Here is a 22,828-nt window from a genome sequence, read left to right on the forward strand (position 1 = left end):
TCAGCGTACCTTCTGTCCGTCCACGAGCGCGTCGACGCGCGTCTTGAGGTTCGGATCGGCGGCACCGAGTGCGACCATCTGGTCGAAGTGCGTCTTCATCTGCTTGACGCGCTGCTCGTCCTCCGGGCCACAGGGACAGCCCTTCTTGATCGAGCCGAACAACGCCCAGGCGGCGCGGCGATGCGCCTCGGCCCACTTCGGCTCGAGCTCTGCGGCCCTGGTCAGGAGCGGTACCGCATCGCCGTACGCGCCCTTGTCCATCAGTGCCGCCCCGAACACCAGGTAGCCGACCGGATTGGCGTAGCCCGGCGCCGTGGTGACCTTCTCGAGGATCGCGACGACCTGATCGTTCTGCTTGCCCTCGTAGAGCGCCGCGGCGAGGTCGGTGAGGACAGCTGGGTTCCCGGCATCGAGCTCGGCGGCCTTTCGCAGGCTCGCGAGGCCGCCGGCCGTGTCCTTCCGATGCGTGCGCAGGAGCCTGCCCTGCGCATGGTACGCGCCCGACAGAGTGGCATCGATCCCGATGGCCTTGGCCAGGGCCTCGAGCGCCGCGTCGTACTGCTGCTCCTGCTCGCGCAGCAACCCGAGCAGGTACTGTGCGTTGGCCTTGCCAGGCGCCACTCCGACGGCGCGCGTGATGGGCTCGCGGGCCGACGCAAAGTCGTTGCGGGCCACGTGTACCTCACTCAGGCCCAGCCACGCGTCGGCCAGTTGGCCGTCCAGTTGCGTTGCGCTCTGGTAGTACTGCGCGGCGAGATCGAGTTGCCGCCCGTCGTGATGCATCTTCGCGATGGCCAGGTGGAGCGTGGCGTCCTTCGAGCCGGCCGCGGCGGCTGCGTGCAGGTCCCGCAGCGCAGCATCCGTCTGTCCCTTCGTCAGGTTCGCCCGCCCGCGCAGCGCGAACATCTCGGTGCGCGAGGGCTCCAGATCGATCACCCGCGTGGCCGACGCGATGACGCCATCGACGTCGCCCCTGGCCTGCAGAATCATCGTCAACTGGACGTGCGCGGCCACGAGTTTCGGATCCAGCTCGATGGCGCGTCGCAGGGGCGCTTCGGCGTCCGCCGCGCGATCGGCGGCGACGAGCGCGTCACCGAGCGCGCGGTGGGCGGCCGGATTGTCAGGGGCGGCCGCCGCGGCGGCCTGCGCGGCACCCACGGCATCGGGACTCTTCAGCCGCACGAGCGACTCGGCGAGGATGATGTGCGCCCCGGCAAGGGACGGGTCCAGGCCGACTGCCGCCTTGGCATGCTCGGCGGCGTCGGTATCGCGCCCGGCCCGCACATGTCCGGCGGCCAGGCCCGCGTGCGCCTGTGCCTTCTGCGTGCCGGTGAGACTCGCGAGCGCGAGCTGGTAGTTGAGCAGCGCGCAGTCCTGGTCGTTCTGCCGCTCGCACACATTCGCCAGCTTGAATGCGGCCTGCGCCTGTTTCGGGTCGACCTCGATGATGGCCTTGAGATAGGCCTCCGCTTTCGGAAGCTCGTTGGCGGCGATGAACTTGTCGGCCTCTTCCATGAGCCGGGGAATGTCGCGCGCGCGGAATTTCTGCTTCTCCTGCGCCGCCGACACGGTTGGCAACCACACTCCGAGCGCGCCTGCCATGGCAACGGCGGCGGCGCATGCCTGGATACGCATGCTGGTGACCTCCTCTGAACCGGTGTGCCGCGGATGTTACCGGAGATCGCTCGACAGTGGGGCGCAATTCGGAATTTCCAGTAGGCTGTCGGGCGTGGAATTCGCGTCGACATCGTCGCGCCCGGGGCGGCCGTTGTGGGTTCGCGCGCTCGACGTGCTCATACTCGTCACGCTGGTGCTGCTGGTCTCGGCGCTCCTGACCGGAGGCGTGCGCGTCAAGTTCGGCGACGTGCGGCTGACGGCCGAGTCCCCGTGGCGGCTGGCGCTTCTGGCAGTCGGACTGCTCGCCGGCCGGACGTACGCCTGGCCGCGCGAGACGTGGGGGGACCGCGCGTTGGCGCGACTCCGGGCCATCTGGCGCGATCCGGCGCTACGGCGATCGCTGCCGTGGGTCTTCACCACCCGGCTCGTGGTGGTCTACGCCACGTACCTGGCCGTCGTCGTGATCGGCTTTCCGGAGGGCGGGCCGCCATTCCGGCAGTCGCCCAACGAGTTCCGGAACCTGCTGGCCCGGTGGGACGCGGGCTGGTACGTCACCATCGCCGAGAACGGCTACAACTACTGGGGCAACGCCCAGACGCAGACCAACGTCGCGTTCTTTCCCGCGTATCCCTACACGGTGCGTACCGTGGCGGCGCTGCTGGGCGCGCGGTGGGGATCACCCGAGGACCCAGCGGAGGCCTTCGACGTCTTCACCGAGCGACGACTCGTGCGTCTGCTCCACGCCGGGTGGCTCGTCTCGGTGGTGGCGTTCGGCTGGGCGCTCGTTTACCTGTTCCGCCTCGCGCGCGACATGACGGATTCCGATGACGCGGCGACCGCTGCCGTGGCACTGACGGCCGCCTATCCGTTCGCGTTCTTCTATGGCGCCGTCTACACGGAGGGGCTGTTCCTGCTCTGCGCGACGGCCGCCTGCTGGCATTTCCGCCAGCGACGCTGGGTCGTGGCCGCCCTGGCCGGTCTCATCGCCGGCCTGTCGCGCCCGAACGGTTGTCTGCTGAGCGTGCCGCTCGGATTGATGGCGCTCGACGCGTGGCGCCGCGACGACTATCGCTGGCAGACGCTGGCGGCCGCGCTGCCAACCGCGGCGTGCGCGGGGGTCGGGATGCTGGCGTTCACTGCCTATCTGCACACGCACACGGGGGAGTGGTTCCTCTGGATGCGGGCGCACGGCGCGTGGGGACGCGAGTTCAGCGGCGTGCACGTGCTCGCGCTGCAGCGCTGGCGCGATCTGCAGGGATTGGGACTGTACGGCTACTCGGTGGCGCACGCGATCGAATTGCTGAACATGGCCGCCACGTTCCTGGTGCTCGGCGTCAGCTGGCCGATCGGCAGGCGCTTGGGCTGGGCCTGGAGCGCGTTCCTGCTCGTCACGGTGCTGCCGCCGCTCTTCATGGGCGGCTTCCTCTCGATGGGTCGCGTGACGTCGACGATGTTCCCGGTGTTCATCTATCTGGGTTGGCGGTTGCGTGGCGCGCTGCTGCAGCACGTGTTGCTCACCAGCTTCGGACTCCAGGTCGCCCTCGCGATCATGCACTTCACATGGCGGCAGGTATTCTGAGCGTCATGACGCCATCCGAACCGCGGGCCGCCGCGTCAAACTGACATGTCCGGCATCCGCCTGCCCGTCGGTCGCGCACGCCGAACCGGACGCGCGCGTGTGCATATAATGCCGGGACAGGCGCAGATGACGCGGCCAGGCGCCACGGGCGCACGCTCCCTCCGTGGGATGTGGCCCCTCGGCCGCATCGGACTCACGCTCGTCGGCGTCTGCCTGCTCGATGGCGGCACATCGGCACAGTCGCCCGTCTTCACCGTCCCACGCATCATTCCGCAGACGAGCGTCGTGCAGCCCACGGCTCCGCCGGAGCCGCCCGTCGAGGTCGTGCCGGCGTGGCAGGCGCCGCTCGTGGCGGGCCGGTTCGACGAGGCGTTGTCGCTTGCCGCCGACGAGCCATGGGCACGAGCGTACGTGACCGGGCGTGCGGCCGAACGTCGCGGTGCGTATGACGAGGCCGAGCGCGCCTATCGCGAAGCCGTTGGGGCACAGCCGCAGGGCGAAGCCGCGCTGGCGTTGGCCGACTTGCTCACGTATCTCGGGCGCCGCGACGAGGCCATGCCGTTGTGGCAGGGGTTGTTGCGTGCCGCGCAGCAGCAGCGGACCGGCGCGGCCGTCAGTCGGGCCGCGCGTGCCGCGCGCGCGCTGGATCAGGTGCGGCTCGCGAATTCCTACTTCCAGACGGCGGCGAATCTCTCGCCCGACGATCCGGTCATCCACACGCGCTGGGCGGATCTGTTCCTCGAGAAGTTCAACGAGGCGGAAGCGCGATCGTCGTACGAGGCGGCGCTCGCCGCCGATCCGCGATACGTGCCGGCGCTGCTCGGCCTGGCGCGCTCGCTGGCCGACAGCAACCCGTCGGCGGCCGAAGCCGCGGCACGCAAGATCCTGGAGATCGATCAGGACCATCCCGAGGCCTGGACGCTGCTGGCGTCTGAGGCGATGGACGCCTCGAAGCGCGACGAGGCGCAGGTCGCGCTCGCGAAAGTACTCGCGGTCAACCCGCGGCACGTCGAGGCGCTCGCGTTGTCGGCCGCGCTGGCGCAGATCGAAGACAGGAGCGCGGACGTCGCCACGTTCTCGGCGCGCGCGCTGGCCGTCAACTCCCGTAACGGCGACGTCGCCCGCGTCATCGGTGAGCGCGTGGCGCGGAGGTATCGCTTCGACGAGGCCGTGCGCTTCCTGCGCGAGGCCGTCACGCTCGATCCGCTGAACAGCCGCGCGCAGGCGTCGCTCGGACTGCACCTGCTGCGCACCGGCGAGGAGGCCGACGCGCGCAGGGCACTCGACGCGGCGTTCGCGCGCGACCCGTTCGATGCCGTCACGTACAACCTGCTCAGCCTTCTCGATGCGCTCGACACGTTCGCGACAATCGAGGGGCGGAACATGATCGTCCGCCTGGACGAGCAGGACTCTGCCGTCCTGCGGCCGTATCTCGTGCCACTGGCCGAGCAGGCGCTCGCCGATCTCTCGGCGCGGTACGCGTTCACGCCGAAGGGGCCCATCCTCATCGAGGTCTTTCCCAAACACGACGACTTCGCGGTGCGCACGATGGGGCTGCCGGGGATGGTCGGCGCGCTCGGCGCGTGCTTCGGTCGCGTCGTGACGATGGATTCACCACGCGCGCGTCCGTCCGGCACGTTCAACTGGGCGGCGACGCTGTGGCACGAGTTGGCGCACGTGATCACGCTGCAGATGTCTGGCAACAGGCTGCCGCGCTGGCTCAGCGAAGGGATCTCCGTCTTCGAGGAGACGCGTGCGAACGCCGGATGGGGTCGCGAGTCGGAACTTCTCATCGCACGCGCACACGCCACCAAGGGGTTGCTGCCGCTGGCCGACCTGAACAGCGGCTTTGCCAAGGTCGAGACCATCAGCCTCGCCTACCAGCAGGCCGCCACACTGGTGGCCTATCTCGTGGAGACGTACGGCGACGCGGCGCTGCAGGCGCTCGTCAGGAGCTACGCCGAAGGGATAGACGACGCGGAGGCGCTGAAGCGGGCGTACGGACTGACGTGGACTGCGCTCCAGCCGGCGTTCGACACATACGTGCAGGAGAAGTACGGCGGCGTGGCGCCGGCACTTGCCGCAATCGAGGCGACACCGCCAGGTCGTACCGCGCGTGCGGAGGACTGGCGCGCGTTCGCAGACGAGCACGCCGGCAATTTCGGGGTGCAGATGGCGGCCGCCACGCCGTTGCTGCGTCTCGGTGACATGGACGGTGCGCGGCGGGTACTCGAGCGCGCGGCCACGCTCGTGCCGTTCGCCACGGGTGATGCCAGTCCCTGGCGTCTGCTCGCGACGGTGGCTGCAAGACAGAATCGTCCCGACCAGGCCCGCCGCTTCATGGAGCAGGTGCTCGATAGCGATCACACGGCCGCGCAGACGATGCGACAGCTCGTGGCGCAGGCGCGCGCGCCGGAAGACGCGGCGCTGCGGCGGCGTGCCGCGGAGCGCCTCATCGAGATCGATCCGTTCGACGCGTCTGCGCATACGGCACTCGGCGACCTCGCGCTCGCACGCGGCGACCTCCCTGCCGCGCTGCGCGAGCTCCAGGCGGCCGTGGATGCCGGTCCGCCGAATCCCGCCGAGGCGCTCACGTCACTGGCCGAAGCCACCCTCCGCAGCGGAGCGCCGGATCGCGCCAAGGCGCACCTGATCAAGGCGCTGGAGAGTACGCCGCGTCACGAACGTGCCCAGGAACTGCTGCTGCGCATCATCGAGACGCCGTCGGGGGCGGAGCGCCCATGACGAGCGCCATGAAACGCACGTTCGGGCGTGTCGTGCCGTGGAGCGGCGTTGTTGCGCTCATCGTGCTGGCGTCTGGCATGTTGCCGCGTGTGTGGGCGCAGATTGGCAACGATGCGGACCCGCGATTCGCCGGGCTGCGCTGGCAGTTCACGCGCATCAGGTACGACGCGCACAACGCCCAGTCGTTCCGCGCGCGCTACTGGAGCGACTCGTGGGCCATCGACGGCCCCGCCGCCGAGCAGAACCTCTCGCGCCGCGTGAAGTCGGTGACGGCGATCGACGTGGGCGAGCCGACGGTGCTGCGCATCGAAGATCCGGAGTTGATGAACCACCCGTGGATCTACTTTGTCGAGCCCGGCACGCTGCGGCTCAAGGAGACCGAAGTCCCCATCCTGCGCGAGTTCCTGCTGCGCGGCGGGACGGCGGTGATGGACGACTTCCACGGCGACGCCGAGATGGCCAACGTCGTCGCCGAGCTGAAACGCGTGTTCCCTGAACGCGATCTGATCACGTTGCCCGCGTCGCACCCCGTGTTCTCGTGTTTCTACCAGATCGACGGATACCCGCAGATCCCAGGCCTCGGGTCGTTCATGCAGGGACGCACGTGGGAGAAGGGCGGCATCACGCCCGAACTCCGGGCCGTCGAGGACGACAATGGCCGCGCGATGGTGCTCCTCAACTGGAACACCGACATGGGCGACGGCTGGGAATGGTCCAACGCGGAGCAGTACCCCGGGTACATACAACACACGGCCCAGGCGTACCGGATGATGATCAACGAGATCATCTACACGTTGACGCATTGACGGGAGTGGTCGGGGCTCAGGGGAAGAGCAAAGGGCGAAGGCCCAGGAGCAGGTCAAAGAGAAGGGTGTTTCGTGAACGAGATTGCGCAGCAGACGCCACAGCCGCTCGGGGCCGACGAGGCACGGGCGCTCGTGGCCCGCGTGGCCGAGAGTCGTACCCGCGTGCTCCACGAACTGCGCAAGGTCGTGGTCGGGCAGGAGGCGTCGGTCGACCTCGTGCTCGCGGCGTTGTTTGCCGGCGGGCACTGTCTGCTCACGGGCGTGCCCGGGCTTGCCAAGACGCTGCTCGTGCGCACGCTCGCGCAGATCCTCGATCTCGGCTTCAGGCGCATCCAGTTCACGCCCGACCTCATGCCGTCGGACATCACGGGCACCGAGGTCCTCGACGAAACCGACGGCATCCGCGCGCTGCGCTTCGTGCCGGGTCCCGTCTTCACGCAACTCCTGCTCGCCGACGAAATCAATCGCACGCCACCCAAGACCCAGGCGGCGCTGCTCGAAGCCATGCAGGAGGGGCGCGTCACGGCCGCCGGCCGGAGCTACGCGCTCGATCCGCCGTTCTTCGTGCTCGCCACGCAGAACCCGATCGAACTCGAAGGCACCTACCCCCTGCCCGAAGCGCAACTCGATCGCTTCCTCTTCAATATCGTCATGACGTATCTGCCCGAAGACGATGAGGTGAAGGTGGTGACGCAGACCACGGGTGTGGCGCACCAGACGCCGCAGCGCGTGCTCTCGCGCGACGACATCCTGCAGATCCAGCAGCTCGTGCGACACGTGGTCGTGGCGGAGGACGTGGCGCGTTACGCGGTGCGGTGGTCGGCCGCCACGCGTCCCACCGAGCCCGGCGTGCCAGACTTCGTGAAGAAGTACGTGAAATGGGGCGCCGGCCTTCGCGCCTCGCAGGCGCTCGTGCTCGGCGCCAAGGCGCGCGCGCTCACGCTCGGCCGCGCGTTCATCACGCCCGACGACATCCGCACGCTGGCGGCACCCGTCTTCCGCCATCGCGTCCTCATCAACTTCCAGGCCGAGTCCGAAGGGCTGACCACCGACGCCATCGTCGCGCGGCTGCTCGAACGCGTCTCGCCACCGACGAGCGGGCTCGCCTGACGTGGCCGCGACCGTGCCAGGCCCGTCGCGCTTCCTGTCGCCGGAGGTCGTGGCAGGACTGGGCACGCTCGAGTTGAAGGCACGGACCATCGTCGAGGGCCTGCTGCTCGGCCTGCACCGCAGCCCGTTCCGCGGATCGAGCGTGGAGTTCGCCGAGTACCGGCAGTACATCCCCGGCGACGACCCAGCGACCGTCGACTGGAAGGTGTTCGCGCGCAGCGACAGGCATTACGTCAAGAAGTTCGAACACGACACGAACGTCGAGGTCCAGTTGCTGCTGGACGTCAGCGCGTCGATGGCGTACCGCAGCGGCACCGGCATGACCAAGCTGGCGTACGCGCAATGCCTCAGTGCCGCGCTCGCGTACCTGCTCACAGGACAGCGCGACGCGGTCGGCCTGGGGTTGTACGACGATCGACTGCGGGATTACGTCCCGTCGGCCGTGAAAGCCGGGCAGCTCACGCGTCTGCTCATTGCGCTCGATCACGCGTCTCCTGGCGCGGCGTCCGACACGGCAGCCGCCGTCCAACAGATCGGCCAGCGGCTGCGTCGCCGCGGCCTCGTCGTGGTGTGTTCGGATCTGCTCGACGACCAGGCGCGCGTACTCGAGAGCCTGCGACTGCTGCGCGCCCGCGGGATGGAAGTCGTCGTCTTTCACGTGCTGGACGATGCGGAGCTCGACTTTCCGTTCGAGGGCGCGGGGATGTTCCGCGACGTGGAGACAGGTGAGCAGGTACTGACGCATGGCGCGTCGACGCGGCAGGCCTACCTCGACGCCGTGTCGGCCTGGCGTGAGACGTACATCGTGGAGTTGCGCGCGGCGGGCGTGGACTACCAGCTCGCGCGTACCAGCGCGCCGCTCGACGTGACGCTCCTCGGCTGGCTTGGCGCGCGCGGGAGGACGCTGTAACCGTGGGCCTGCTCGCGCCGATCTTCCTCGTGGGGCTCGCGGCCATCGCCGTGCCCGTCGTGCTGCACCTCTTCAGGCGCGAAGTCGCGCCGCAGGTGCCGTTCACGGCCGTGCGCTTCCTGCAGAAGCGCACCATCGAGCAGCAGGAACGCCGGCGCATCCAGGATCCGTGGCTGCTGCTGTTGCGCGCCGCGGCGCTCGCGCTGCTGGCACTCGCGTTCGCGCGTCCGTTCCTGCGCGCGCAGACGCCTGCCCCGCCTCCTGTCGTCATCGCGGTCGACGTGTCGTACAGCATGGACGCGCCGGGCCGGATGGCCGCGGCACGTGCGGCGGCCATGCAGGCCCTCGATCGCATCGACGCCGACACGCCTGTGGCGCTCGTCACGTTTGCCGATCGCGCAACGGTGGTGACCGAGCCGACGACCGATCATGGCGCCGTGCGCGTGCAGATTGCCGCCACCGACGCCACGGCTGGCGCCACACGCTATGCCGGCGCGCTCGAAGCCGCGCGCGGCCTGATGGACGGCAGGCCGGGACGCGTGGTCGTGGTCACCGACATGCAGGCCCGCGGCTGGCTGCGCGGCACGACCAGTCTTCCTGACACCGTTGGTCTCGAGGTGATCGGCGTCGGCGCACGCGTGGACAACGTGCTCGTGCGCGAGGTGACTGTCGCGCGCGACCGGGCGCGCGTGGTGGTGAGCAACGCGGGGCAGTCGCCCGCCACGGTGCCCGTCTCGTTCGGACGCCCTGACGACGGCTCGACAACGCGTGCGGCGACGCAGTCGGTGACGCTGGATGGCGGTGTGAGTCGTGAGCTCGCCTTCGAGGGGCCGTTCGCGCCGGGGCCGTACGTCGCGCGCGTGGCACATGACGAGGGCTTCGCGGCCGACAACCAACGATACGCCGTCCTGCAGGACAGCGGCGCGACGTCGATCCGCATCCTGATCGGCGACGACGTGGAGCGTGCCCGCGCGCTGTTCGTCGAACGTGCGTTCACGGCACTCCATGCGACGCCGGATACGACATACGCCGTGCGCGTGATGGCGGGCGCGCCTGCACTGGCGCCGGAGGCCCTGCGTGACGCCGACCTCGTGTTCTGGCTGTCTGCGACGGGCATCGACAGGCGCGTCGTCGGATCGCTCGAAGCGTTGGTCCGTGATGGCGGCAGGCTCGTCGTGGCGTGCGGGCCCGGTCTCGATCCGCGCGTGGCCGATGTGGTCACGCGTCCGTTCGGGATCACGCTTGCCGGCGACGTGACGACGAGGACGATGCCACCCGGTGTGTCGGTGCAGGACCCGAGACATCCGTTGTTCGCGGCGTTGGGCGAGGCGCGTGCCGAGCTCGCGCGCACCACCGTGTCGGCAGCCTGCGACATGCGGACGCAGGGCGCGGCCGTGCCACTCAGCCGCTTCAGCGACGGCAGCATCGCGATGGCGGACGTGAGAGTCGGCGCCGGCCACCTGATCGTGTTTGCGAGCGACCTCGGACGGCAGTGGAACAACCTGCCCGTGCAGGCAGCGTTCGTGCCGCTCATCGGCGAACTGTCGCGATACATGCTCGGCGAGGGTGCCGGCACGCAGATGACAGTGGCGGCTGTCGCCGATCCGCGCCACCAGCGACCGGGCGTGTGGCCGGCCGGGCCGCGTGGGCAGGACGCCGCCGTCAACGTGGACGTATCCGAATCCGATCAGGCGGTCATCACGGCGGAAGAGTTCGAGCAGACATTGGCGCGAACAGCTGCCGACGAGGTGCGCGTGGCGCGCATCGAGGCCGTGCGGCTGGAACAGGAGCAGCGGTGGTGGCGGTATGGCCTGCTGCTGCTCGTGCTGGCGCTCGTGGCCGAGAGCGTACTCGCGCGTCGCCCGCGATCCGCAGTGGAGGTGCCCTCGTGACTCCCGTCCTCGATCCGGTCCGCCATTCGCTCGACGGCCTGTCGCGCGCCTGGTGGCGCGTGCGCTGGACGCGCGTCATGGCACGTACGGTGGGGCTGGTTGCCGGTCTGCTGCTCGCGTGGGCGCTCGTGGATCGCTGGCGGCCGCTCGGCCGGTGGCCGCTCCTGGTATCGGGGGCGGCTGTCGCGCTCACCGTCGGCGCGGCGACGTGGTGGCTGGGCAGGCGAGCCGCGGCGCATCCGTCGATCGAGCGCATGGCGCGCCTTGTCGAAGAGCAGTGTCCCGAACTCGACGCCACGCTGCGAAGCGCGCTGGACCCGGCCGTCGAGCGCAGTCCGCTCGGCACCATCGTGCAGGCTGATGCGGCAGAGGCCCTCGCGCGTCTCGACGACTCGCGCATCGTCGATCCCGACGACAGGCGTCAGGCATGGCTCTGGGCCGGTGTCGCGCTGGCGGCCGTGCTCGTGGCCGGAGGACTCGCGACGCCCACCGCCGTCCGCGCCGCACGCACGGCGCGCTTCGTTGTCGCGCCGCCGGCACTCACGTTGCGCGTGACGCCTGGCGACAAGCGCGTGGTGAAGGGAACGCCGCTGGCGATCACCGCCGCCATCGAAGGTGCGCCCGCAGGGATCGACGTTGCCGTGCCGCGACTCGTCGTGGAAGACGCCGAAGCCAACGGTGCGGGCGCGTTCGTGCGGCAGGCCGATGGTACGTATGCCGTGCAACTGCCGTCCGTCGACCGCAGCTTCTCGTATCGCGTGACGTCGGGGGGCTTGCGGTCGTCGACGTATCGTGTCGATGCGCTGGACAGGCCGGCGATCGAAGGCATCGATCTCGCGTACGTCTATCCGTCGTTCTCGGGTCTGAAGCCGCGCGTCGAGACCGACACCGGCGACGTCTACGCACCGGCGGGCAGCACCGTCACGGTGACGGTGCGCGCGTCGAAACCGCTCGCGTCCGCCGAGCTGCGCGCGACCGATGAGGAGGGCGCGCGCGTGCTGCCGCTGACCGTCGACGCACGTCAGGGCCAGGTGTCGTTCACCGTCGCGCGCGACGGCGCGTATCGTGTCGCGCTGACAGACACCGACGATGTGCGCAACGGCGAAGACACGGAGTACTTCGTGCGCGTCATGGACGACCGCCCGCCGGACGTGCGCATCATCAGACCCGCGGGCGATCGCGGCGCGACGCGCCTCGAGGAAGTGACGCTCGAAGCGCGGGCGGAAGACGACTACGGCGTGCAGTCGCTCGATCTCGTCTACGCCGTGCGCGGCGGCGTCGAGAAGGTGGTGCGTCTCGGTGGCAACGGTGAATCGACGGCCGTGAGCGGGCGACACACGATCTATCTCGAGGATCTCGACGTGGAGCCCGGCGACTTCGTCAGCTACTACGCGCGCGCGAGAGACGTCGGGCGAGGCAAGCGATCGACGGAGGCGCGCAGCGACATCTTCTTCCTCGAGATCAAGCCGACGGCGCAGGAGTTCACCGCGGCGCAGAGCAGTGCGATGGCCGGCGGTGGTGGCGCCGGCGGGATGGACGATCTCGTCGCCGCGCAGAAGGACGTCGTCGCGGCGACGTGGAAGCTCGAACGTCGTTCGTCGGGCGGGCGCTCCGCGGCGGACATCAGGGCGGTGGCGCGCGCACAGGCCGAGGTACGCGACAGGGTCGTGCAGCAGGCGGCGGCAACGGGTATCCCCACACCGCAATCGCCTCGTCGTCGTCGCGGCATCGAGCCGGAGGCGGCAGACGCGGCGCCGGTGCCCCTGCAGGCCGCGAGCGCGGCGATGACGCGCGCGGTGACGCAGCTCGAGAAGCTCGATACGCGCAGTGCGATCGCGCACGAGATGGACGCGCTCAACGAATTGCTGAAGGCGGAAGCGGAGATCCGGCGGCGGCAGCTTGCGCGCCAGCAGGGAGGCCAGGGTGGCGGCGGAGGCCGCTCCGGGAACGACGACCTCTCGGCGTTGTTCGATCAGGAACTGATGCGGCAGCAGTCCAACTACGCGCAGCAGAGCAGCGTGGAGTCGCGGCAGGAGGCGACCAGGGGCGAGTCGGCGCTCGACAAGATTCGCGACCTGGCGCGGCGGCAGGACGACCTGGCGCGTGAACAGCAGCGGCTTGCGCGCGAGCGCTCGCAGCTGACGGCGGAGGAAGCCAGACGCCGCCTCGAGCGACTGACGCGTGAGCAGCAGCGGCTGCAGCAGGAGGCGCAGCAGCTCGCACAGCAGTTGCAGAACGGCCAGCAGGCGTCGCAGCAATCGTCATCGCCTTCGTCCGAAGACGGGCAGCAGCAGTCGGGGCAGCAATCAGGTCAGCAGTCCGCGCAGCAGGCGGGTTCGTCGCAGGGCCAGCAGGCGTCGCGCGGTGGGCAGCCGGGCGGAGCGTCCGCGGCATCGCGGGATCGCATGCGTGAGGCGGCCGAGCAGATGCGCGAGGCCGCGTCGCAGTTGCAGCAGGAGTCTCCCGAGGAAGCCGCCGCGCGTGGATCGCGATCCGCGCAGGCGTTGCGGGACGCGGAGCGTGCGCTGCAGGCCGGCACGCCGGGCGAGCGTCAGCGCGCCGCGGGCGATGTGCAGCTCGAAGCGCGCGAGCTTGCCGAGGCGCAGCGGCAGCTGGCGACGCAGGCAGGCTCTCTCGGAGAGGGACAGAGCGGCGCGGCGACCAACGAGCGTCGCCGGCAGCTGGCGGGCGAACAGGGACGGCTTGCCGATCGCGTGGCGTCGCTCGAACGCCAGGTGCGTGAACTGGCACGTGGCGCGGATCCGGTTCGCGATCCGCTCGGCCAGGCCGCACGCGAGTTGCAGCGCGGCAGGACCGCCGAACAGACGCAGGATGCCGCGCGTCAGTTGCGCGAAGGCGGCACACCGCGCGGGACCGACATCGCGCGGCAGCAGCGCGATGCGGCGCGCGTGCTCGACCGTGTGTCGTCGCTGGCCGGGCAGGCGAGCGGACGCGCGTCAGACCAGACACGCGCGCTGTCGGAGCGTCTGGCCGACACACGCGATCTGCGCGATCGCCTGCGCGCGCTGGAGGAACGCATCGCGTCTCTCGCGGAGCAGGCTGAGCGTGAAGCCGGCGGCGGTGATGGCCGGGCTCGGAGCGCGGGCCCTGCCGGTGACGCATCGAAGGCCGACATATCGAAGGCCGGTGGTCGAAGCCCGACGCCGGGCGGCGACGACGGTTCGCCGACCGACGGCGATGGCCGGGCTCGGAGAGCCGGCCCTGCCGGTGAAGGCTCGCAGCCCGGCGGTCAGGGCGGTGGCGACACGCTGGAGCAGTTGAGGCAGGCGCAGCAGGAGTACGCGCGCGAACTGCAGGAGGCGTCGCGGATGGCGCAGGGCGCTGCAGGGACCGGGCAGAGTGGCGGTCAGGACCGCGCTGGGCGCATGGCGACGCCCGAAGGGCAGGCGCTCAGTCGGTCGGCGCCGGGCACCGAGGCCTTCAAGCAGGACTTCGCGCGATGGGACACGCTGCGCAAAGGGATCGGCAGCGCGCTGGACCGCTACGAAGCGTCGCTCGCACAGCGACTTGCCGAGCACGAGGCCGCCGAGCGCGTGCAGGCACCCCTGCGTGACAAGGTGCCCGACCGCTACACCGAGTCCGTCGTGCGGTACTACGAGTCGTTGAGCCGCCGGCCGGAGTCTCGCTGACATTGGGCATCCGGTTCGCGTACGCACCCCCCGTCTGGGCATGGGTACTCGGTGGCGTGGCGATCGTGCTGCTCGCGCTGGCGCTCTACTGGCACGCGCGTGGCCGGCTTCCCGCGCGGCGGTGGGCGCTGCTCGTCGCCCTTCGCGCGCTGACGCTCGCGATCGTGGCGCTCATCCTCCTGCGCCCGATCCGCATCGAGCCTGCACCGGCCGCCACGGGCCGCTCGGTGGCCATCGTCGTCGACGACTCGCGCAGCATGCAGTTGCCCGATTCGCAGGGCATCGAGACGCGCCTGCAGCGTGCGCGGCAACTCGTGGCGGGGCGATTGCGTCCGCTGCTCGCCGACGACTTCGATCTGCGCGTATTCGCCGCGACGGACACACTGCGGGAGGTGCCCTCGGAAGACGCGCTCACGGGCGACGGGCGCGGCTCTGACATGGGCGGAGCCGTATCGGCGATGGCCGAGCGCGCGGCGGCGGGTGAGTTCGTGGGCATGGTACTCGTGAGCGATGGTGCGGTGTCGACGCCGCTGCCTGCATCGCCGGGTACGCTGCCCGTGTTTGCGATTGGCGTCGGGACGTCGGGCAGCGCCGTGGACCGCGAGGTCCGCGACGTCACGGTGAGCGACGTCTCCGTCGTGGATTCACTCGCTGACGTGACGGCGGATCTCGTCTCGCACGGTCCACGCGAGACGGTGGACGTACGACTGCTCGAGAACGGCAGGCCGCTCGAAGTGCGGCCCGTGGCGTTGCCCGGCGCCAGTCAACCCGTACGTGAACGCTTTCGCGTGTCGCCGTCGCGCACGACCGCCACCGTCTACACGGTGGAGATCGCCGACGCACCGGGCGAGCTCTCGGCCGTCAACAATCGCGGCACGGTGTTCGTGCCCGCGCCTGGCGCGCCGCATCCCGTCCTCATCCTGGAGGGTGCGCCGGGCTTCGAGCACAGCTTCCTCACGCGAACGCTGAAGCACGACACCGGACTCGACGTCGACGTCATCGTCCGCAAGGGGCGCAATGACGCCGGAGCGCCGACGTACTACGTCCAGGGCGCCTCGTCGCGCACAGGTGCGCTCGTGGACGGCTTCCCGCGGACGCGTGAGGCGCTCTTTGCGTACGACGCCGTCGTGCTGGGCAACGTCGAGGCCGACGCCCTCACGCGCGATCAGCTCGCGATGCTCGTCGCCTTCGTCCAACAGCGTGGCGGAGGGCTTGCCGTCATCGGCGCGCGATCGTTCGGCGAGCGGGGCGTGATCGGCAGCGATCTCGGACGCGTACTGGCCGTCGACGCGCGCGGTGCTGGCGCGATCAACGCCGCGGCGGCCGCCAGCTCCCGTCAGGGCACGCGCATCACGTTGACGGCGGCAGGCCGGCAGCATCCCATGATGCAGCTTGCCGGTTCGCGGTCGAGCGAGACGCCGCGCCGCGACGAACCTGTCGATCCGGGTGCCGACGCGTCTCCGTGGTCCGCGTTGCCGTCGCTGGCCGCCGCCGCTGCAGTCGGGCCCCCTCGCGCGGGTGCGGAGATCCTCGCGATGGTTGCGGGTCCGGCCGGAGAGCCGCAGCCGCTCGTGGCCGTGCAGCGTGCCGGACGCGGCAGGACGATGGTGTTCACCGGTGAAGGCGCGTGGCGCTGGCGCATGGGCCTTGCGGCGAACAACCTCGCGTACGAAACGTTCTGGCGGCAGGCCATCCGCTGGGTGGCCGTGCAGGCACCGGCGCGCGTGGCCGTCGACGTCGCGCCGCCGCCGCTCGGCACCACGGTGCCCGTCACCGTCCGCGTCGTCACGCCGGCCTTCGAGCCGGTGAGTGATGCCAGTGTGCAGGTGCGCGTCGAGGAACCGGGAGGGGCGGGCCGCACATTGACGGCGACGCTCGACGCCTCGGAGCCCGGGTTGTACAAGACGAGTCTGCTCACGCTGTCATCAGGCGTCCATCGTCTCGATGTCGAGGCCATGCGCGCGGGTGTCTCCGTCGGGCGCTCGTCCGTGCAAACGCTGGCCGGCGGAGTGGATCCGGAGTTCATCGACCCGCGTCGCAACGATGCCGTGCTGCGACGGCTGGCCGAGTCGTCAGGAGGGGCTCTGCTCGGCACCGACGATCTCGACGGTCTGTCGGCACGTATCAGAGCGGCGGCCGCGTCGCCCACGGCCAGGCTCGCGGAACGCGACGTCTGGCACAATGGCTGGAGCTTCGTGTTCATCTGCGCGCTGCTCGGCATCGAGTGGACGCTGCGCCGGCGATGGGGGCTGCGATGACGGCATCGGCCATCACGACAGGGGTGTTGCTGGGGTTGTGCGTGATCGGCGGCACGGGCCGGGCAAGGTCCGCCCCGACGACGACCGGTACGTATGCGGAGCAGGCGCCCACGCCGGTCGAGACCGTGGCAGTGCCGCAGACACGCGTGCTCATCGTGTCCGGCGCGGCAGGCAGTGACGAGTATCGCGATCGCCAGAAGGCGTGGCGCGAGACGCTCGCAACGCAGCTGACCACGCGGCTCGGCGTGCCTGCGTCGCGTCTGATGGTGCTCGCGGAACGAGCAGGCGACGGCTATCAGGCAGCGACGGCGGTGAACCTGCGCCAGGCGATGGCGGCCATTCGCGCGTCGCAGACGGCCGGGGACCTGCTGCTCGTCGTGCTCTTCGGGCACGGTACGTTCGACGGTGTCGATGCGAAGTTCAACCTCGTGGGCCCCGATCTCACGGCGCACGAGTGGCGCGATCTCCTCGCAGGCCTTCCTGGTCGCCTGGTGTTCGTCCAGACGGCCAGCGCGAGTTTCCCCTTCCTCTCCACGATCGCCGGCCCCAACAGGATCGTCATCACGGCCACCGATTCCGCGCGTCAGAAGTACGACACCGTCTTTGCGGAACACTTCGTCGCGGCGTTCACGCCCGAGGCATCGGATGCCGACCTGGACACGGACGGCCGCATCTCGATCTGGGAAGCGTTCGCCTACGCATCGGACGCGACCAGGCGCTACTACCAGCAGCGCGGCCAGTTGTCGGTGGAGCGCGCGCTGCTCGACGACTCGGGAGACGGCATGGGCCGCGACCTCGTGAAGCAGGGCGACGATGGACTGCTCGCGAGCCGGGTGTTCCTCGACCCTGATCCGGCAACGGCGTCCGGTGATCCGAGCGTCACGCTCCTCATCGGCCGTCGCAACACGCTCGAAACGGAACTCGACGAATTACGCCGCAAGAAGGGGTTCATGCCGGAGGGCGACTACGACCGCGAACTGGAGCGCATCGTCATCGACATCGCCCGCGTCTCGCGCGACATCAGGCGGAGAGTGAAAAGCTGAAACGTTCAATGAGCGAGCCTGTCCCACCACTCGACGCGCATGCGTTCCGGGCGTCGCAGGAGGAGGACCAATGCGGCCCCGGTGGCGAACGCGCCGACGTGAGCCGGGAGCGCCAGGCCGCCGAGGTCCCATGAACGCAGCAGTGGCAATGCGCCGAGTCCTCCGAGCAGGTGCAGGGTGAACCACACGACGAGCAGGAACACCGCGGGCACCTCGACGAGCGTGAGGATCACGTACGTCAGCACGCGCGACTCGGGGAAGAGGACGAGATACGCGCCGAGCACGCCGGCAATCGCTCCCGTGGCGCCAATGGCCGGAACCGGCGAGCCGGGCTGGACGGCCGCGTGCAGCAGCGCAGCGGCGAGTCCGCACAGCACGTAGAACGCAAGGAAGCGCCAATGGCCGAGGCGGTCCTCGACGTTCTCACCGAAGATCCACAGGAACAGCAGGTCCACGAGCAGGTGCGTCGCCCCTGCGTGGACGAACAGCGCGGTCAAGGCCGACGTCAGCGTGAACCGCACCGGCACGATGCCCCACGCATCGGCGAACGCGTCCAACGCGGCGCCTGATGCGGGGGCGAGCAGGAACACGCACGCATTGGCCAGGAGGAGGCCGATGGTGACATAGGGCGTGGTCCTCGACGGGATCACGTCGCGGATGGGGATCACCAAGTCATTGTAGACTCGGAGGCCGCATGGTCTGCGCCAACTGTGGAACCGAAATCGCCGAGAAAGCGTTGATCTGCTATCGCTGCGGGCAGGCCACGTTCGTGGCCAGACGCGCGCCGGCGCAGCCGCCCGCCCGCGGCCGCCAGATGATCCTCGTCGTGACGATGGTCATCCTGATCCTGTCGGCCTTCTTCCTCGGCCAGGTGCAGACCAATACGGTGCCCGAGTGGGTGCGTTACACCGTCATGACGCTCGCGATCGTCGTGCTCGCGTACCGGATGCTGGTGCGCCGCCGGCGCGGCGGCGGGCTGCGCGGATGACGGCCCGCCGCCGGCGTGCCGTCGCGTACGGCCTCTGCCTGTTCAGTGCGTTCCTGGTGTGGAACGGCATCTTCGGCCTGATGGTGAGCCGGGGCGAGAAGCAGTACCTGCTCGATCAGGCACGGCACGAACTGGGGCTCGGCCCCGAGGCCCGGCTCCCGACGCGCATGCGCGACACGATCAGCAGCGGTGCCAACGAGGCCACGCGGTGGGCCGTCGTCGTGTTCGTTCTCGGCGCTGCGTCGGTGTGGCTCGCCACGCGACGCGACGAGCAGGAAGAAGATGAGATGTAGGGCCGACGCGTGCGCCGCCCCTACCTGCGCTGACGGCCGGGCTCGGAGAGCCGGCCCTACCAGCGCACTGTGCCGGGCGTGTGCCAGGGGTTGAAACCCCTGGCCTCCATCCGGTTGCCGGTTGCCGGATCCTTTACCGCTGGTCCATCGGGATGTAGTCGCGCGTGCGGTAGCCCGTGTAGATCTGGCGGGGGCGAGCGATCTTCTGGTCGGCGTCGCGGTGCAGTTCATCCCACTGCGCCACCCAGCCCGCCGTGCGCGGGATCGCGAACAGCACCGTGAACATCTCAGGTGAGAAGCCGAGTGCCTGGTAGATGAGACCCGAGTAGAAATCGACGTTCGGGTACAGCTTTCGCTTCACGAAGTACTCGTCTTCGAGGGCGATCTTCTCGAGCTCCAGCGCGAGGTCGAGCAGCGGGTTGGTGCCCGTGACTTCGAACACGTCGTACGCGGCCTTCTTGATGATGCGGGCCCGCGGGTCGTACGACTTGTACACGCGGTGGCCGAACCCCATGAGGCGCCCCTCACCCTTCTTCACCTTCGCGATGAAGTCGGGCACGTTCGCCTTGCTGCCGATCTGGCGCAACATCGTGAGCACGGCTTCATTGGCACCGCCGTGCAGCGGCCCGTAGAGCGCCGCCGCCGCGCCGGCCATCGCCGAATACGGGTCGACTTCCGAGCTGCCGATCGCCCGCATCGCGTTGGTGCCGCAGTTCTGTTCGTGATCGGCGTGCAGGATGAACAGGATGTCGAGCGCGCGCTCGAGGACGGGATTCACCTCGAACTTCGACTCGGTCATCCGGAACAGCATGTTCAGGAAGTTGCCGGCGAAGCTGAGGGAATTGTTCGGGTAGACGTAGAACAGCCCCTTGCTGTGGCGATACGCGTACGCGGCGATCGTCGGCGTCTTGGCGATGAGACGGCGGATGTTCGCCAGCCGCACCTCCGGGTCGCTCACGCTCTTGGCGTCGGGGTAGAACGTCGACAGCGCGCCCACGGTGGAGAGGAACACGCCCATCGGATGCGCGTCGTAGCGGAAGCCGCGCATCAGGTGCTTGATGTTCTCGTGCAGCAGCGTGTGCTTGACGATGCCGGCCTTCCACTCGGCGAGTTGGGCGCTCGTGGGGAGTTCGCCGAACATGAGGAGGTAGGCCACCTCCAGGTACGTGCTCTTCTCGGCGAGCTGCTCGATGGGATAGCCCCGGTATTCGAGCACACCCTTGTCACCGTCGATGTACGTGATGGCGCTGCGGCACGACGCCGTGTTGGTGAAGGCCGGGTCGTACGTCATCAACCCGAAGTCGTCTTCGGAGACCTTGATCGTGCGCAGGTCGATGGCCTTGATCGTGCCGTCGGTGATCGGCACCTCGTACTGCTGGCCAGTGCGGTTGTCGGTAATCGTCAGCGTGTCAGCCATCGCGCATCACAAGACAGAGAAGAGGAGGACGACCACGGTGGCTACTCGTTCGTGGCTTCGGGATCGTCGGGATCCGCATCGGCCGGCGAGCCTTCCGCCGGTCCCTCGACGCGATAGTCGCCGTCGAGCCAGCGCGACAGATCCAGCAGCGAACACCGTTCGCTGCAGAACGGCCGCCAGCGCGGATCCACGGGCTGGAGGCGACAGTATACACAGAGGGTCGGACCCGACACGGCTCCATCCTACAGCGCGCGGCCACGCCAGTCAGCGCAGGTTCAGGGCCCAGACGTTGCCGGCAAAGCTGGCGAATTCGTAGACCAGCCGATCGCCCTGCGGCGACCACTCGGGGTTGCGCACGTAGTGGTGCTCGTCGCCGTACGTCGTGAGGCGCTGCAGCGACGACCCATCCCGGCCGACCGACCACACGTCCCACCGGCCGTCCTGCGATCCGGCGAAGGCGATCCGCGTGCCATCCGGCGACCAGCTGCGCACCCACGCCTGATCCACGCCGCTCGACACCTGGGTGATGTCGCCGGTGGCGAGGTCCACCACGTGGACCTGCGCGTGGCCGTCGCGCCACACGCCCACCGCCAGCGCGCGCCCGTCGGGCGCCCACACGGGGAACGCGACGCCGTCGCCTGCCCGTGCCACGCGCGCGTCACGCCCGTCTGCGAGCGTGCGCACCCACACTTCCAGTTGTCCCTCCGACGATCGTGTGTAGGCGAGGCGCGTCCCGTCGGGGGACAGGCGCGGCCGGAGCAGGGGCGTCTCGCCATTGGCCAGATTGGCGACCAGCGTCATCTGTCCGTCCGTCGGGTCGACCGCCTGGAGCGTGCGCTGGCCCGCAGCCTCCACCACGACGTACACGCGCCGGCCGTCGCGATCCCAGTCGGGGTCGTGCGCCGCGATCGGTCCCTGTGTCAGCGCCCTGACCGACCCGCGCGCCAGATCCAGGAGCCACACGTGTGGGCGCCCGCCCGCGGCCTGGCGTTCGAAGGCAACCAACTGGCCGTCGGGGCTGAACGACGGACGCCTGGCGCGCCGCACGGCATCCTCGGCCACTCGCGTGGACGGCGCGGCCGGCACGCCAGTTTTTCGAAGCGACAGGCTGCGCAGCCCGCTCACCGTGGACATCGCGACATAGGCGATCTGCGTGCCCGAGGGATGGACGGCCACATGGCGCAGGTCGAGTTCGCTCGGCGGCAGGACGAGCTCTGGCGCTCCTTCAGCACGGCCTTCGGCCGTGAGCGGCAGTTTCCACAGGTCGAAGTGGTCGTCCAGGCGCACGTAGAGCACGGCCCGGCCATCGGGCGTGAGCGTGATGTCCAGCGCGCGCGTGCCGGCGTCGTGGATGAGCGTCAACCCGCCGCTCTCGACATCGAGCGCCCAGAGCGTCGTCCGGTCGAGGCGCTGGCTCACGAAGACGAGCCGCTGGCCGTCCGGAAACCACGCCGGCCGTGCGTGACTGCCTTCCGGGCGCCAGCCTTCGGTGAGGCGCCGGGGCGCACCCGACCCGTCGGCATCGGCCAGCCACAGGCTCGACGGTCCGAACGTCTCGAACGCCGCGCTGCTCGGTTCGGTGTACGGCGCGCTCTGGAAGGCGATGCGCGTGCCGTCGGGCGACCACGCCGGGCGGGATCCGAACGCGCTGATTTGTCGCGGCGTCCCGCCCGTGCGCGAGATGACCCAGATCCCGCCTCGTCCCGACGAGTGGTAGGCGATCGCGGTGCCGTCCGGCGACCAGGCGGGTTGCACGTTGTGCTGGCCGTCGTTGGTGAGCGCGGTCCGATCGCCGCCAGCCACGAGGTCGCGCAGGAAAATCTCGAAGCGTCCGCTTCTGTCGCTCGCGTACGCCAGTGTCCGTCCGTCGGGCGACCACGTGGGGAATGCGTCGAGTGCGGGCGACGAGGTCAGCTGCGTGCGATCCCGTGCCGGCGTCGAGACGAAGGTGACCGACGCGGTGCTCTGTGCGCGCCACGCCAGCGCGATGGCGGCCAGGGCGAGGACGGTCAGTGCCGCGGCCCAGAGCGGATGCGGGGAGGGCGCACCGGGGAAGGGCAACGACGGGGGCGGGGCCGCCGGCGGGGGAGTGGCTGCCGGGGGCGGCACCGTCACGCGCGGTGTCGCGGCCGGGACCACCGGAGCCGCGATCTTGATGACGGGCTCGATGAACCGATAGCCGCGCGTCGGGACCGTCTCGATGTATCGCGCGCCGCGCGCCGAGTCGCCGAGTGCACGCCTGAGCTGGGCCACCACGCGCGCCACGGCGTTGTCGGTGACGTAGATCCCGGACCAGACGCGCTCCAGCACCTCCTGACGGGTCACCAGCTCGCCACTGCGCGAGGTGAGGAGCACCAGCAGGTCAAAGGCTTTCGGCTCCAGCGATACGGGGAGTCCTTCGCGCAGGACGCGTCCGGCGCGCAGGTCTATCTTGATGTCATCGAACTGATAGTAAAGGACTTCCGGCTGCATCATCGAAACATCACGGCAATCCGATCACTTCCGTCATCACGTGAGACG

General features: G+C 69.7%; 16 protein-coding genes. 11 read left to right on the forward strand and 5 right to left on the reverse strand.

The window, feature by feature from the left end; all coding sequences use genetic code 11:
- Window positions 1–1,635, reverse strand: a complete 1,635-nt coding sequence (locus tag IT182_12180; GenBank protein MCC6164097.1) for a tetratricopeptide repeat protein — start codon at window positions 1,633–1,635, stop codon at window positions 1–3.
- A 94-nt stretch (window positions 1,636–1,729) separates the two neighbouring features.
- On the opposite strand from IT182_12180, the gene IT182_12185 reads away from it, so the two are divergent.
- The 9 genes from IT182_12185 to IT182_12225 all read left to right on the forward strand — a co-directional run bounded on the left by IT182_12185 (window position 1,730) and on the right by IT182_12225 (window position 17,610).
- Window positions 1,730–3,196, forward strand: coding sequence for a hypothetical protein (locus tag IT182_12185; GenBank protein MCC6164098.1), 1,467 nt, complete (start codon window positions 1,730–1,732; stop codon window positions 3,194–3,196).
- A gap of 45 nt (window positions 3,197–3,241) precedes the next feature.
- Window positions 3,242–5,941 (forward strand): tetratricopeptide repeat protein, encoded by a 2,700-nt coding sequence (locus tag IT182_12190; GenBank protein MCC6164099.1) that lies wholly within the window; start codon window positions 3,242–3,244, stop codon window positions 5,939–5,941.
- Between the two features lie 8 nt (window positions 5,942–5,949).
- Window positions 5,950–6,747, forward strand: a complete 798-nt coding sequence (locus IT182_12195; protein ID MCC6164100.1) for a DUF4159 domain-containing protein — start codon at window positions 5,950–5,952, stop codon at window positions 6,745–6,747.
- A gap of 81 nt (window positions 6,748–6,828) precedes the next feature.
- On the forward strand, window positions 6,829–7,857 hold the full coding sequence (locus IT182_12200) for a MoxR family ATPase (GenBank protein ID MCC6164101.1): 1,029 nt from the start codon (window positions 6,829–6,831) through the stop codon (window positions 7,855–7,857).
- Between the two features lies 1 nt (window position 7,858).
- A complete protein-coding gene (locus IT182_12205; protein ID MCC6164102.1) occupies window positions 7,859–8,767 on the forward strand; it encodes a DUF58 domain-containing protein in 909 nt (302 codons plus the stop codon).
- A 2-nt stretch (window positions 8,768–8,769) separates the two neighbouring features.
- On the forward strand, window positions 8,770–10,659 hold the full coding sequence (locus tag IT182_12210; protein ID MCC6164103.1) for a BatA and WFA domain-containing protein: 1,890 nt from the start codon (window positions 8,770–8,772) through the stop codon (window positions 10,657–10,659).
- On the forward strand, window positions 10,656–14,309 hold the full coding sequence (locus IT182_12215; protein ID MCC6164104.1) for a DUF4175 family protein: 3,654 nt from the start codon (window positions 10,656–10,658) through the stop codon (window positions 14,307–14,309). The genes IT182_12210 and IT182_12215 overlap by 4 nt, the downstream gene beginning before the upstream one ends.
- A 2-nt stretch (window positions 14,310–14,311) precedes the next feature.
- Entirely contained in the window at window positions 14,312–16,567 is a 2,256-nt protein-coding gene (locus tag IT182_12220) for a hypothetical protein (protein ID MCC6164105.1), read from the forward strand.
- Complete coding sequence (locus IT182_12225) at window positions 16,552–17,610, forward strand: hypothetical protein (protein ID MCC6164106.1); 1,059 nt, start codon at window positions 16,552–16,554, stop codon at window positions 17,608–17,610. The genes IT182_12220 and IT182_12225 overlap by 16 nt, the downstream gene beginning before the upstream one ends.
- Before the next feature lie 5 nt (window positions 17,611–17,615).
- On the opposite strand, the gene IT182_12230 is transcribed toward IT182_12225, so the two are convergent.
- Window positions 17,616–18,278 (reverse strand): rhomboid family intramembrane serine protease, encoded by a 663-nt coding sequence (locus IT182_12230; GenBank protein ID MCC6164107.1) that lies wholly within the window; start codon window positions 18,276–18,278, stop codon window positions 17,616–17,618.
- Window positions 18,279–18,304: 26 nt separating this feature from the next.
- Here IT182_12230 and IT182_12235 point away from each other — a divergent pair, with 26 nt between their 5' ends.
- Window positions 18,305–18,598, forward strand: a complete 294-nt coding sequence (locus tag IT182_12235; GenBank protein ID MCC6164108.1) for a hypothetical protein — start codon at window positions 18,305–18,307, stop codon at window positions 18,596–18,598.
- On the forward strand, window positions 18,595–18,891 hold the full coding sequence (locus IT182_12240) for a hypothetical protein (GenBank protein ID MCC6164109.1): 297 nt from the start codon (window positions 18,595–18,597) through the stop codon (window positions 18,889–18,891). Before IT182_12235 ends, IT182_12240 begins: the two co-directional genes overlap by 4 nt.
- A gap of 133 nt (window positions 18,892–19,024) precedes the next feature.
- On the opposite strand, the gene IT182_12245 is transcribed toward IT182_12240, so the two are convergent.
- From IT182_12245 to IT182_12255, 3 genes are read right to left on the reverse strand one after another with little or no spacing between them, the layout of a single operon-like run.
- Window positions 19,025–20,308 carry a citrate synthase gene (locus IT182_12245; protein ID MCC6164110.1) on the reverse strand — a complete coding sequence of 428 codons (1,284 nt, stop codon included), beginning with the start codon at window positions 20,306–20,308 and terminating at the stop codon, window positions 19,025–19,027.
- 41 nt (window positions 20,309–20,349) lie between these two features.
- Window positions 20,350–20,541 carry a DNA gyrase inhibitor YacG gene (gene yacG, locus IT182_12250; protein ID MCC6164111.1) on the reverse strand — a complete coding sequence of 64 codons (192 nt, stop codon included), beginning with the start codon at window positions 20,539–20,541 and terminating at the stop codon, window positions 20,350–20,352.
- Window positions 20,542–20,572: 31 nt separating this feature from the next.
- Window positions 20,573–22,783: a PD40 domain-containing protein gene (locus IT182_12255; protein ID MCC6164112.1), complete on the reverse strand. Its 2,211-nt coding sequence runs from the start codon at window positions 22,781–22,783 to the stop codon at window positions 20,573–20,575.
- Between the last annotated feature and the right edge of the window lie 45 nt (window positions 22,784–22,828).

The sequence above is a fragment of the Acidobacteriota bacterium genome (assembly GCA_020845575.1).
In the GTDB taxonomy this organism is placed as follows: Bacteria; Acidobacteriota; Vicinamibacteria; order Vicinamibacterales; family Vicinamibacteraceae; genus Luteitalea.

Bases quoted from the DNA above. Each gene is read 5' to 3' on its own strand.
- IT182_12180 (MCC6164097.1), bottom strand. From the start codon at position 1,635: ATGCGTATCCAGGCATGCGCCGCCGCCGTTGCCATGGCAGGCGCGCTC.
- IT182_12190 (MCC6164099.1), top strand. From the start codon at position 3,242: ATGTCCGGCATCCGCCTGCCCGTCGGTCGCGCACGCCGAACCGGACGC.
- IT182_12195 (MCC6164100.1), top strand. From the start codon at position 5,950: ATGAAACGCACGTTCGGGCGTGTCGTGCCGTGGAGCGGCGTTGTTGCG.
- IT182_12225 (MCC6164106.1), top strand. From the start codon at position 16,552: ATGGGGGCTGCGATGACGGCATCGGCCATCACGACAGGGGTGTTGCTG.
- IT182_12235 (MCC6164108.1), top strand. From the start codon at position 18,305: ATGGTCTGCGCCAACTGTGGAACCGAAATCGCCGAGAAAGCGTTGATC.
- IT182_12240 (MCC6164109.1), top strand. From the start codon at position 18,595: ATGACGGCCCGCCGCCGGCGTGCCGTCGCGTACGGCCTCTGCCTGTTC.
- IT182_12245 (MCC6164110.1), bottom strand. From the start codon at position 20,308: ATGGCTGACACGCTGACGATTACCGACAACCGCACTGGCCAGCAGTAC.
- IT182_12255 (MCC6164112.1), bottom strand. From the start codon at position 22,783: ATGATGCAGCCGGAAGTCCTTTACTATCAGTTCGATGACATCAAGATA.